Annotated in this window: 11 protein-coding genes and 1 tRNA gene; 2 read left to right on the forward strand and 10 right to left on the reverse strand. The window is 42.1% G+C overall.

Annotation, left to right across the window (positions count from 1 at the left end):
- Position 1: 1 nt before the first annotated feature.
- The 6 genes from C1X04_RS11655 to C1X04_RS11680 form a co-directional block, all read right to left on the reverse strand.
- Positions 2-274, reverse strand: a complete 273-nt coding sequence (locus tag C1X04_RS11655) for an HU family DNA-binding protein (protein ID WP_012069435.1) — start codon at positions 272-274, stop codon at positions 2-4.
- A 127-nt stretch (positions 275-401) separates the two neighbouring features.
- Entirely contained in the window at positions 402-2,795 is a 2,394-nt protein-coding gene (lon, locus tag C1X04_RS11660; RefSeq protein WP_137170016.1) for an endopeptidase La, read from the reverse strand.
- 212 nt (positions 2,796-3,007) lie between these two features.
- Positions 3,008-4,288, reverse strand: coding sequence for an ATP-dependent protease ATP-binding subunit ClpX (clpX, locus tag C1X04_RS11665; RefSeq protein ID WP_110573483.1), 1,281 nt, complete (start codon positions 4,286-4,288; stop codon positions 3,008-3,010).
- Between the two features lie 16 nt (positions 4,289-4,304).
- A complete protein-coding gene (gene clpP, locus C1X04_RS11670) occupies positions 4,305-4,937 on the reverse strand; it encodes an ATP-dependent Clp endopeptidase proteolytic subunit ClpP (RefSeq protein ID WP_110573485.1) in 633 nt (210 codons plus the stop codon).
- Between the two features lie 74 nt (positions 4,938-5,011).
- On the reverse strand, positions 5,012-6,337 hold the full coding sequence (gene tig, locus C1X04_RS11675) for a trigger factor (RefSeq protein WP_137170017.1): 1,326 nt from the start codon (positions 6,335-6,337) through the stop codon (positions 5,012-5,014).
- A 121-nt stretch (positions 6,338-6,458) separates the two neighbouring features.
- Positions 6,459-6,535: transfer RNA gene (locus tag C1X04_RS11680), tRNA-Arg, on the reverse strand.
- 334 nt (positions 6,536-6,869) lie between these two features.
- Here C1X04_RS11680 and C1X04_RS11685 point away from each other — a divergent pair.
- Positions 6,870-7,730, forward strand: a complete 861-nt coding sequence (locus tag C1X04_RS11685; RefSeq protein ID WP_110573489.1) for a YihY family inner membrane protein — start codon at positions 6,870-6,872, stop codon at positions 7,728-7,730.
- A 38-nt stretch (positions 7,731-7,768) separates the two neighbouring features.
- Positions 7,769-8,320 carry a hypoxanthine-guanine phosphoribosyltransferase gene (locus tag C1X04_RS11690; RefSeq protein ID WP_110573491.1) on the forward strand — a complete coding sequence of 184 codons (552 nt, stop codon included), beginning with the start codon at positions 7,769-7,771 and terminating at the stop codon, positions 8,318-8,320.
- Positions 8,321-8,397: 77 nt separating this feature from the next.
- Here C1X04_RS11690 and sthA read toward each other — a convergent pair whose 3' ends face one another.
- The 4 genes from sthA to nqrF all read right to left on the reverse strand — a co-directional run bounded on the left by sthA (position 8,398) and on the right by nqrF (position 12,380).
- On the reverse strand, positions 8,398-9,792 hold the full coding sequence (sthA, locus tag C1X04_RS11695) for a Si-specific NAD(P)(+) transhydrogenase (RefSeq protein WP_110573494.1): 1,395 nt from the start codon (positions 9,790-9,792) through the stop codon (positions 8,398-8,400).
- A 21-nt stretch (positions 9,793-9,813) separates the two neighbouring features.
- Entirely contained in the window at positions 9,814-10,047 is a 234-nt protein-coding gene (gene nqrM / locus C1X04_RS11700) for a (Na+)-NQR maturation NqrM (RefSeq protein WP_110573496.1), read from the reverse strand.
- 28 nt (positions 10,048-10,075) lie between these two features.
- The gene (locus C1X04_RS11705) at positions 10,076-11,089 is read right to left on the reverse strand and encodes an FAD:protein FMN transferase (RefSeq protein WP_110573498.1); all 1,014 of its coding nucleotides are present in this window, start codon (positions 11,087-11,089) and stop codon (positions 10,076-10,078) included.
- 64 nt (positions 11,090-11,153) lie between these two features.
- The gene (gene nqrF / locus C1X04_RS11710) at positions 11,154-12,380 is read right to left on the reverse strand and encodes an NADH:ubiquinone reductase (Na(+)-transporting) subunit F (RefSeq protein WP_110573501.1); all 1,227 of its coding nucleotides are present in this window, start codon (positions 12,378-12,380) and stop codon (positions 11,154-11,156) included.
- Between the last annotated feature and the right edge of the window lie 35 nt (positions 12,381-12,415).

Genomic DNA, 12,415 nt, shown 5'->3' on the forward strand with positions numbered 1-12,415 from the left:
ATTAGTTTACAGCGTCTTTAAGACCTTTACCTGCCTTAAAGCCAGGAACCTTCGCTGCTTTAATTTGGATTTCCTCACCAGTTTGAGGATTACGGCCTGTACGTGCCGCACGTTCTTTAACTGCAAAAGTACCAAAACCAACTAGTGTAACCTGGTCACCTTTTGCTAAAGCCGCTTCAATTGCTTTTAGTGTTGCGTCAAGAGCATTGCTAGCAGAAGCTTTAGATAAATCAGCAGAAGCTGCAATAGCATCAATCAATTCAGATTTGTTCACGTTGTACCCCTTCAGTATTTTCGTGGTTCCTTAATTTTTTTCGGCTCAGTATAAACACACCTACCAACAAGGCCGAGCGAGAAGTTATACAAGCCCGACCTACTACCTGTCAACACAGGATATGCCCTTAATGATGACTTACAGTTTCTTGTTCATCAACAGTTTTTTCACTAGAAGGTAAGGTTTCTACCTTTTTTGGTGAAGGAATGTACTCCAAAGCGATATCCAGCACCTCATCAATCCACTTAACAGGGATGACTTCGATGTCGGCTTTGATATTATCAGGAATTTCCTTCAAATCACGAGCATTTTCTTGCGGTATAATGACGGTTTTTATACCACCTCTATGAGCCGCCAGAAGCTTCTCTTTAAGCCCACCTATAGGTAGCACCTCCCCACGCAGCGTAATCTCGCCAGTCATTGCCACAGAGGCCTTAACGGGGATCTTTGTGAGCACAGAAACAATAGCTGTACACATAGCGACACCAGCACTCGGGCCATCCTTAGGCGTCGCGCCTTCTGGAACGTGCAAATGAAGGTCGGTTTTTTCATGAAAATCTTCATCAATTCCCAGACCAATCGCTCGACTTCTGACAACGGTTAATGCTGCCTGAATAGATTCTTGCATCACATCGCCAAGCGAACCTGTCTTAACATGACGTCCTTTTCCTGGTACACCAGCCGCCTCGATGGTCAATAATTCACCACCAACAGAGGTCCAAGCCAAGCCTGTAACTTGACCAATTTGATTTTTTTCTTCTGCTTTTCCGTAACTAAATTTATGAATTCCAGAAAAATCTTCTAAATTTTCACTCGTTACTTCGACAGCTTTTGTATCTTTTGCCTTAGTTAAAGCCTGCTTTTTCACCACGCGACGACAAATTTTACTTAACTCACGCTCCAAACCACGCACACCCGCTTCTTTGGTGTAGTAACGAATGACATCCATAAGTGCATCATCCGTCACCTGAATTTCTTTCTCTTTTAATCCAGCTTGCTTGATTTGCTTAGGCAATAAATAACGTTTTGCGATGTTAAGCTTCTCGTCTTCGGTGTAGCCTGGAATACGAATTACTTCCATACGGTCAAGCAATGGACCAGGAATATTCATACTGTTCGACGTACAAATAAACATTACATCAGATAGATCAAAATCCACTTCAAGATAATGATCATTAAACGTATGGTTTTGCTCTGGATCCAATACTTCTAATAGAGCCGAAGCTGGGTCACCACGTTGATCCATGCCCATTTTATCGATTTCATCCAATAAAAAGAGTGGATTCTTAACTTTTACTTTGGCCAATTTTTGCAACAATTTACCTGGCATGGAACCGATGTATGTACGGCGATGACCACGTATTTCAGCTTCATCACGTACACCACCAAGTGCCATACGAACGTACTGACGGTTCACGGCTTTTGCAATAGATTGCCCCAGAGACGTTTTACCAACACCAGGAGGCCCAACCAAGCAAAGCACAGGCCCTTTAACTTTCTTCACGCGCTGTTGAACAGCCAAAAACTCTAAAATGCGTTCTTTAACATCTTGTAGACCATAATGGTCTTGGTTAAGAATTTTTTCAGCGTAGGCCAAGTCATTACGCACTTTGCTGCGCTTTTTCCATGGCAATGAAGTTAACCAATCGATATAACCACGAACCACTGTTGCCTCTGCAGACATTGGCGACATCATACGCAGCTTCTTCAATTCAGCTTCTGCTTTGTCTTTGGCTTCATCAGACATACCCACTTCATTAATTTTTTCCTGAAGCGCGTCTAATTCATTGCCGCTGTCTTCCATGTCTCCCAGCTCTTTTTGAATGGCTTTCATTTGCTCATTCAAGTAGTACTCACGCTGGCTTTTTTCCATCTGTTTTTTAACACGGCTGCGGATGCTTTTTTCGAGGTGAGCAATATCCAACTCGCCATCCATCAAGCCAATTAAATACTCGCCACGGCCAGTGAGTGAATCTATTTCCAACACTTTCTGCTTATCTTCAAGCTTCAAGCTCATGTGGCCTGTGATGTTATCAATCAATTTTGATAGATCATCAATAGACTTTAATGAAGAGACCACTTCTGCAGGGATACGCTTACTGCCAGCAACATACTCATCCAATTGCTTAATAAGGGCATTGCGGATTACATTGTGCTCCGTGTCATCTTCTTCTTGGACATCCAATTCGGCAATACGACCAAGAACAAATCCTTCACCCTCTTCCATTGATTCAAGGCGAGCACGCTTTCCACCTTCAACAAGCACTTTCACCGTGCCATCAGGTAGACGTAGCAACTGCATCACTTTTGCAGTAGTACCAATTGAATATAAATCTCCTAGTACAGGATCATCTTTAGAGGCGTCTTGCTGAGCAACAAGAAAGACATGCTTATCATTTTCCATAGCAGACTCTAATGCCGCTATAGACTTAGCGCGACCAACAAAGAGCGGCAGGACCATATGGGGATACACAACCACATCGCGAAGTGGCAACATTGGCAGTAGTAAAGAATCTGTCATATTTTCTTCCAATTCGGGGCGCATAGAAACAAAGCGCACTTTTCAAATTTAAACAACGATTAGGAAAGAGATAAGGGCGATGCCCGAAATTACAAGCATAGCAACCATTTGAATTTAGTCTACACAGTGTTTTAAAGCGAAACACCATAAAAAAAGCCGAATTTAAGTAATGACACCTAAATTCGGCTTTAAATTAAACAAGTATCAAAAAATTACGCTTTTTTTGCGACGTCTTCTTTCTCTAATACCATTAAAGGTGCTGACTCACCGCGAATAGACGCAGCGTCCAATACAACTTTTTCAACATCATTGCGAGTTGGCAGCTCATACATACAATCCAACAAAGAGGATTCTAAAATACTGCGCAAACCACGGGCACCCGTTTTACGCTCAAGCGCCAATTTAGCCGCTTCTCGTAAAGACTCAGGTGTGAACTCTAGTTCAACGCCCTCTAACTCAAATAAATGCTGATACTGTTTAACCAAAGCATTTTTCGGCTTACTTAAGATAGTCATTAGAGCTTCTTCATCCAACTCTGAAAGCGTTGCCACTACAGGCAAGCGACCCACAAACTCTGGAATCAAACCAAATTTAACCAAATCTTCTGTCTCTACTCGGTGTACCGCTTCAGAAAAGGTTCGACCCTCTTCTTTACTCTTCACCATAGCAGAAAAGCCAATACTACTTTTTTCTGTTCTTTCACTGATAACACGTTCCAAACCAGCGAACGCACCACCACAAATAAACAAAATGTTAGAGGTATCTACTTGCAGAAACTCTTGCTGAGGGTGTTTACGTCCACCCTGAGGAGGAACAGACGCAACCGTACCTTCAATCAGCTTAAGCAAAGCCTGCTGAACACCTTCACCAGACACATCTCGAGTGATAGAAGGGTTATCAGATTTTCTAGAAATTTTGTCTATTTCATCAATGTAGACAATTCCGCGCTGCGCTTTTTCTACATCATAGTCACAGTTCTGCAATAGTTTCTGAATGATGTTCTCGACATCCTCACCAACATAACCAGCTTCTGTTAACGTTGTTGCATCTGCAATGGTAAAAGGAACATCCAATACACGAGCAAGAGTTTGAGCAAGCAATGTCTTACCGCTACCCGTCGGACCAATTAATAAGATGTTACTCTTACCAAGCTCAATGCTTGTATCGGTTTTACCTTGGTGACGTAAGCGCTTGTAATGGTTATATACAGCCACAGCCAAAACACGCTTAGCCTTATCCTGACCAATAACATAATCATCCAACGCAGCGCTCAATTTAGCAGGTGTTGGCAGCTCATCTGATGACTCACCATCTTCTGCTGCTTGAGACAGCTCTTGCGTAATAATGTTATTACACAGATCTACACACTCATTGCAGATATAAACAGAAGGGCCTGCAATTAGCTTCTTAACTTCGTCTTGGCTCTTTCCGCAAAAAGAGCAATACAATAACCGATCGGAGTGGTCGCCACGGCTAAAATTATCATCCGACATTTATTCCACCCTTTTCTTAAACTTTTCGTTTCTGCAATATTTCATCAATCAAGCCGTATTCTTTTGCTGTTTCAGGATTCATGAAGTTATCACGATCCGTATCAAGAGCGACTTGCTCAATCGGCTTGCCTGTATGAAAAGATATAATCTCATTAAGTTTATGTTTAATGCTTAAAATTTCGCGAGTATGAATTTCAATATCAGAAGCTTGCCCCTGATATCCGCCCAATGGCTGATGAATCATTACGCGTGAATTTGGCAAGCAGTAACGCTTACCTTCTGCACCGGCTGTCAATAACAATGCGCCCATGCTAGCTGCCTGACCAATACACATAGTACTAACATCTGGCTTTATAAACTGCATCGTATCATAAATAGACATACCGGCTGTAACCGAACCACCAGGAGAATTGATATAAAGGTGGATGTCTTTATCTGGGTTTTCAGACTCTAGGAACAATAGCTGAGCCACTACCAAGTTAGCCATGTGGTCTTCAACCTGACCAACTAGAAAGATTACTCGCTCCTTGAGCAAGCGCGAGTAAATATCGAACGACCTTTCTCCACGAGCAGTCTGTTCAATTACCATTGGAACAAGACCATTACTTGTGATTGCAACAGGACCAGTAGTTGGATTCGTCAAATTCATATCGCATTCCTTAAAACAAAAAAGTCGACATAGCGAATGCTATGTCGACCTTATTAAAAAAGATAAGACTCGTCTTATGCTTCTTCCCCAGCCTCTTCAGCTTGGGCATTTGGCTTGATAGCGTCTTCATAACCCAAAGTTACTTCAGTAACTTGAGCAGATTCTAACAGTTTATCAACAACTTGCTCTTCAAGTACAGCAGATTGCACTTGCGCCAATTGTTCTTTGTTCTTCAAGTAAAAATCGATTACTTGCTGTGGCTCTTGATAAGCTTGCGCCATATCTTCTAAGAATGAACGTACACGATCATCATCCACTTTCAAGTCATCTTTTTTGATCACTTCAGAAATCAACAAACCAAGCTTAGCGCGTTTTTTCGCTTCATCTTGGAACAACTCAGCAGGCAGCTGAGATGCGTCGAAACCTTGACCACCAAACTGCTGAGCAGCTTGCTTGCGAAGTGCATCAACTTCTTGATCGATAAGCGCAGAAGGTACTTCAACTTCATTGATAGAAGCCAAACCTTCGAACAACGCATTTTTCAATTTAGCTTTAACGGCTTGATTAAGCTCACGCTCCATGTTCTTACGTACTTCTGCACGTAGAGCATCAACGGTCGCATTTTCCAAACCAAATTTTTCAACAAAAGCGTCATCTAGTTCTGGAATAATTTGCTCTGCAACTTCAGAAACTGTGATTTTGAATGTTGCTTCTTTACCTTTCAGGTTTTCTGCTTGGTAATCTTCAGGGAAAGTCACAGTAATTGTGCGCTCTTCGCCTGCTTTAGCACCAATGATACCAGATTCAAAACCAGGGATCATTGTATTGGAACCCAATACTAGCTTGTGACCTTCAGCAGCACCGCCTTCAAAAGCTTCATCACCAAGGTAACCAACAAAGTCGATTGTCACTTGATCGCCATCAGCAGATTCACGCTCAACTGCAGACCAATCAGCATTTTGCTTGCGCAATGTCTCTAGCATAGTGTCAACGTCTGCGTCTGTTACTTCAGATACAACGCGCTCAACTTTGATTGCAGAGTTATCTGCCAATGCAACTTCTGGGTAAACTTCAACTTTTACAACGAACTCAAGATCTGCACCTTCAGCGAAGTTCTTTGGCTCAATAGAAGGCATACCTGCAGGCTGAATAGACTCTTTTTGAATAGCTTCAACATAAGCATCGCGCATGATTTGCTCTACAGCATCAATACGAATACCTTGACCGTAACGTTTTTTCACAACGCTAACAGGGACTTTACCCTTACGGAATCCATCGATACGAATTGTCTTCGCTGTTTTAGCCACTTCAGAATTTACTTTCTCGTCAACACGAGCAGCAGGAACACTAATTGTTAAAACGCGCTCGATTGGAGACGTTGTCTCTACAGAAACTTGCATAAAACTTCCTCTCGGGAACTTGCTTTTAATTTGTTGGCTTCCTTGTCATTAACAAGGCATCTATTCAATTACAGCCAGCAAAACCTAAATAAAAAAATTCAATTAAAGTAATGGACTGAAATGGTGCTCCGTACTGGATTCGAACCAGTGACCTACCGCTTAGAAGGCGGTTGCTCTATCCAGCTGAGCTAACGGAACCTAGATCATTACATTTCATGTGGTGGGCTATTATAGGGATGGAATAGCAATCGTCAACCAATAGACATAAAAAAGCCCAGTAAAACTGGGCCAAAATGATTATTTGCAACCAAGGAACCTAGAATAGCTTAGATCTACTACTCCGAAGTACAAATATCACAAAAGGAACGAGGTAAATAATACAACCCGCTTTTCACAAAAACAAGCGCAATGCGCCAAAACAAAACACCTTGCACTGTATTTGTGCAATTTACACAAACAAGAAATTTTATAATTTTTTTTGAGCTGTGATATCGTTAAAGCATTCAAATAACGAAATTGGGTCAAACCAAAGATGCTGCAAATATTTAATCAAATATACCTTCTTGTAAAACGTTATGGGCATCTGACAAAAAGTCGCTTTCAAAACAGCAACCTTTCTCAAAAGGCCGCCCAATTAACGCTGTCTAGTTTGCTGGCAGCCGTCCCTATCATCACTATCATTGTTGGAATATTGAGCTTCACCCCTGCACTGAAAGACATGCAATCACAGCTCTTCAGCCTTATAGAGCAACATATGGCGCCGGGGTCAAGTGACATTATGCTCCCCTATTTAATCGAGTTTTCCGCTCAAACTAAAAATCTCCCAATCGCCGGTCTTATCGCTCTATTTTTAACCGCCCTTTTATTACTCAATAGTTTTGAAAACAGTGTTCAGTCTATTTGGCGGATAGAAAAACCCCGCAAATTAAGGGAACGCCTTTTAACTTATTGGGCCATCTTAACCTTAGGCCCTATCTTGTTTGCAGCGTCACTAAGCCTGTACGGAACGCTGATCTCAATGGAAATACAAGACAACCAGACAAACTCTTGGCTAAATAACTTGCTCGGATTTGCCTCCGTCGTACTGTATTTTTTAATGCTGCTAACACTTAATTATTTAACCCCAAACGCAGACGTATCGGTTAAATGGGCTTCTATTTCAGCCTTAGCTGGGAGCATTGGGCTGTTCCTTCTAAATACAATTTTTAGTTCGTTCGCACAATTTTTCACAAGTTATCAGGTTGTTTATGGTGCATTTGCCGCCATTCCAATTTTCCTTATTTGGCTACAAAGCTCATGGCTCATTGTTTTGGCCTCTATTTGTCTTTGCGCCACCTTGCACAGCATAAAAGGCGCCAACCAAGATAAAAACTTATCATCTGGTCAAGATTAATGTAAAATCCCGCCAATTTTTTCACAATAGGGCCCACCATGACGAACACAATCAACGAACTAAACAAAATTTTAGAAGAAGCAGATTGCTTAGTCGATGAAGCTACGCTAAACAAAGCGCTAGATAAGATGGCCGGTCAAATTACTGCAGACCTTTCTGACAAGCTTCCTCTTGTACTGTGTGTTATGAATGGAGGCTTAATTCCAACTGCTGCGCTAATCGAACGCCTCAATTTCCCTCTTGAAGTGGACTACATTCACGCGACACGCTATGGCATGGAAACAGAAGGCGCATCACTTAATTGGTTAAGCTACCCACAAACGGAGCTAAAAAACAGACACGTTCTGGTAGTGGATGATATTTTTGATCAAGGACACACGCTTCAAGCTATCGTAGAATGGCTAGAATCCCAAGGAACCGATAGCGTCTATACAGCAACCGTCATCAACAAACTGCACGATCGAAAAACAGACATGACACCGGACTATGTTGGAGAAGATGTTGTTGACCGTTTCTTATTCGGCTATGGCATGGATTACAAAGGCTTTTTCAGAAACCTAAAAGGCATTTACGCTGTAAAAGACAGCTAATAACCAAACAAATTACGCCAAAACGATAGACAAAAAAATACCCACTTAAAGTGGGTATTTTTTTAACCTAAAAACACTTAGAAAACGCGGTTAAAACCGTTAAGCGCCGCCACTCGATAGGCTTCTGCCATAGTCGGATAGTTAAAGGTCGTATTCAAAAAGTACTTCAGTGTATTTTGCTTGCCTGGCTGCTTCATAATAGCTTGCCCGATGTGAACAATCTCAGACGCTTGGTCACCGAAACAATGAATCCCCAATAACTCCAAAGACTCACGGTGAAACAGAATCTTCAACATCCCAACCGCTTCACCCGTAATTTGAGCGCGAGCCGTATTTTTGAAGAAAGCGCGTCCCACTTCGTAAGGCACTTTTTCAGCCGTAAGCTCAGCTTCTGTTTTACCAACTGAACTGATTTCTGGGATTGTATAAATACCTGTCGGCACTTCACTGATGAATTCACCACCTGGAGCACCAAACATATTAGCCGCCGCAGCACGACCTTGGTCATAGGCCGCGCTCGCTAAACTTGGCCAACCGATAACATCACCCGCAGCATAAACGTTTTCAACTTGCGTTTGGTAGGTATCATTTACTGCCAATTGACCACGGCTATTCACATCAAGATTAATTGACTCTAATCCCAAGTTATCAGTATTACCTGATCGGCCGTTACAGAACAATAAAGCATCGGCACGTAGTTTTTTGCCTGACGCCATATGCATAACAACACCACGCTCTGTCGTTTCAACGGAATCGTATGTCTCATTGTGTCGAATAAGCACGCCACCATCACGCAAGTGATAGCTTAAAGCATCGGTGATTTCATCATCCAAGAAGCTCAATAGTTTTTTAGCTGGGTTAATCAACTCAACCCGAACACCCAAACCACAGAAAATGGACGCATACTCACAACCGATAACACCTGCGCCGTAGATAATCAGAGAACGAGGTGTGTGGCTCAAGCTTAGAATGGTATCAGAACAATAAATACGAGGATGTGAGAAATCAATATTGGCCGGACGGTATGGGCGAGAGCCCGTTGCGATCACAACTTTCTTCGCGACTAGAAGCTCAGGACCTTTCTCATAGGTATTTACTTCTATCGTGTTCGCATCTTTGAATTTGCCTCGACCAAAGTAAATATCAATTCGGTTACGCGCATAATACTCTGTGCGGCCCATAACCTGCTTATCAATAACTTTATTTGCTCGGTCTAAAACCTTTGGAAATGAAAACCAACGAGGCTCACCAATATCACGGAACATTGGGTTAGTATTAAAGGCAATAATTTCCTTAACAGCATGACGCAACGCTTTTGATGGAATGGTTCCTAAATGCGTACAACTTCCGCCTACTTGCGAACTCGCCTCAATAACAGCCACTTTTTTGCCTGCCTTCGCCGCACTCATCGCTGCGCCTTCTCCGGCAGGACCTGTGCCTAACACCACAACATCATAATGTCTCGTCGTCATAATACCCTCTTTACTGTTCAATTATTTAGATGCGTCGTAAAACGTGTCATCAGAAACTGTTGCGGCCATACCTTTTTTCGTTTCTTTCTCACATTTACCTTTGTCGCCGCCACAAATATCGCAGGCGACCTCCATACCTAACGCACTCATGCCACCACAAGAGCCAGATATAGGCTTTCTACCCATCAAGACTCCAACAGCCATGGCTGCTACCAACAAAAGCATCAGAACAAATGCCAGAACAATAGTTAACATATGATCTCTCCCAAAAAATTCATTGCTTTTAATTCAAATATGGCTCGAAGGCTTTAGAAGAATATTCTTCAAAACCAAAATCGGTCTTCACTAACAAGTACGCTGCAATTCCATTTTGCTGTGCGAATTCAAGGCCTTTTTCAGGACCTAGCACAGTAATAGCCGTCGCAAGACCATCCGCCATTGTTGTCGTTTTATCTACTACTGTCACAGAAACCAACTTATGTGTGATTGGCCTTCCTGTAACAGGGTTAATAGTATGAGAATACCTCACACCATTTTTCTCAAAGTAATTCCTATAGTCACCTGAGGTGGCAACAGCAACATCTGTCAATGAAATAACTCTCTCAGCAATATCGTGACCACCTGCAGGACTTTCAATTGCGATACGCCAAGGGGATCCGTCTGATTTCATCCCTTTTGAGGCAATCTCACCACCCACCTCAACTAAATAACTCTCAATACCATGCTTTTGTAACACTAAAGCAACAGCATCAACACCGTAACCTTTTGCGATAGAGGACAGATCAACGTAGATATCTTTTTGTTTGGTTAATCGAAGACCATCCAACGTCAAAAATTGATACCCCACGCGAGACTTCGCCTCATCAATTGCGGCTTGGCTAGGCACGACATCTTCTCGTTTACCTGGGCCAAATCCCCATAAATTCACTAGTGGCCCTATTGTAACATCATACTCACCACTACTCATTTCACTAATCAATAACGCTTTATCGATCACATAAGCCATCTCTTCACTAATAATAGTAGATTGATTGGCTGGTGACTTATTAAAGAGTGAAAGCTCTGAGTTAGGGTCGTAGGTGGACATCAACTTATTAACTCTAACTAAAGCAGAATCCACCTCATCCTTTAGATCGATAGCATTCGGAACATCTTTAGTTGTAAAAAACTTAACTGTATAAGTTGTCCCCATAGTAGGACCGGAAAAACTTACTAATTCAGGACTAAATACAGAGAAGCGGAACACAGCCGCAGTGACAACAAGTAGAAAAGCAAAAAATACTATTTTTTTACGCATATAAATCTTTTTTTAGTTACCAATAAAATAAAGACCCACCATTTGGTGGGTCTTTATTCGGGTGTTAGCCGCCGAAATCATCAAGTAAGATGTTTTCTTTTTCTACACCTAGATCTTCTAGCATCTTAATAACAGATGCGTTCATCATTGGAGGCCCACACATGTAGAACTCACAATCTTCTGGGGCTGGGTGATCTTTCAAGTAGTTCTCATAAAGAACATTATGAATGAAGCCAGTTTTACCTTCCCAGTTGTCCTCTGGTTGAGGATCAGAAAGCGCCAAATGCCACTGGAAGTTCTCGTTTTCTTCTTGAAGCTTATCGTATTCTTCAGAATAGAAAGCCTCACGTAGACTACGAGCACCGTACCAGAAACTAATCTTACGCTTAGAGTTTAGACGCTTAAGCTGGTCAAAAATGTGTGAACGCATTGGTGCCATACCTGCACCACCACCAACAAACACCATTTCAGCATCCGTATCTTTCGCAAAGAACTCACCAAATGGGCCGTATACTTTAATCTTATCGCCAGGCTTAAGACTGAACACATAAGAAGACATCTGACCTGGTGGCAAATCATCCTTACCTGGAGGCGGAGAAGCAATACGAATATTAAACTTCACAATACCCTTTTCTTCTGGGTAGTTAGCCATTGAGTAAGCACGGATAACGGTTTCATCAACCTTAGAAACAAACTTCCAAAGGTTAAATTTATCCCAGTCACCACGGTATTCTTCTTCAATATCAAAATCTTTATAGTGAACCGTGTGTGGTGGCGCTTCTAGCTGAACATAACCACCGGCACGGAAATCAACGTTCTCACCTTCAGGCAATTTCAACGTCAACTCTTTGATAAAGGTTGCTAGGTTAGGGTTTGACTCTACAGTACATTCCCAAGCCTTAACACCAAATACCTCTTCAGGTACTTCAACGTCCATATCCTGTTTCACAGAAACCTGACAAGACAAACGGTAACCTTCTTTTTCATCGCGTCGAGTAAAGTGAGACTGCTCAGTAGATAGCATAGAGCCACCACCACTAGTCACTTTACATTTACACTGGGCACAAGTACCGCCACCACCACAAGCTGATGATAGAAAAATACCACTGTTTGCTAAAGTTTGAAGTAACTTACCACCAGCTGGTGCAGTCACTTCCTTTTCGCCATTGATGCGGATTGTTACGTCACCAGAACTTACCAAGCGCGCACGAGCAGCAAGAATAATTGCCACTAGCGCAAGCACGATAGCTGTGAACATCACCACACCTAGAATAATTTCTAAGTTGAACATGTTAGTTAAACCTTATTCTTGGTTGTCTAAATGAG

It is taken from the genome of Marinomonas sp. FW-1, from assembly GCF_005222245.1.
Taxonomy (GTDB): Bacteria; Pseudomonadota; Gammaproteobacteria; order Pseudomonadales; family Marinomonadaceae; genus Marinomonas; species Marinomonas alcarazii.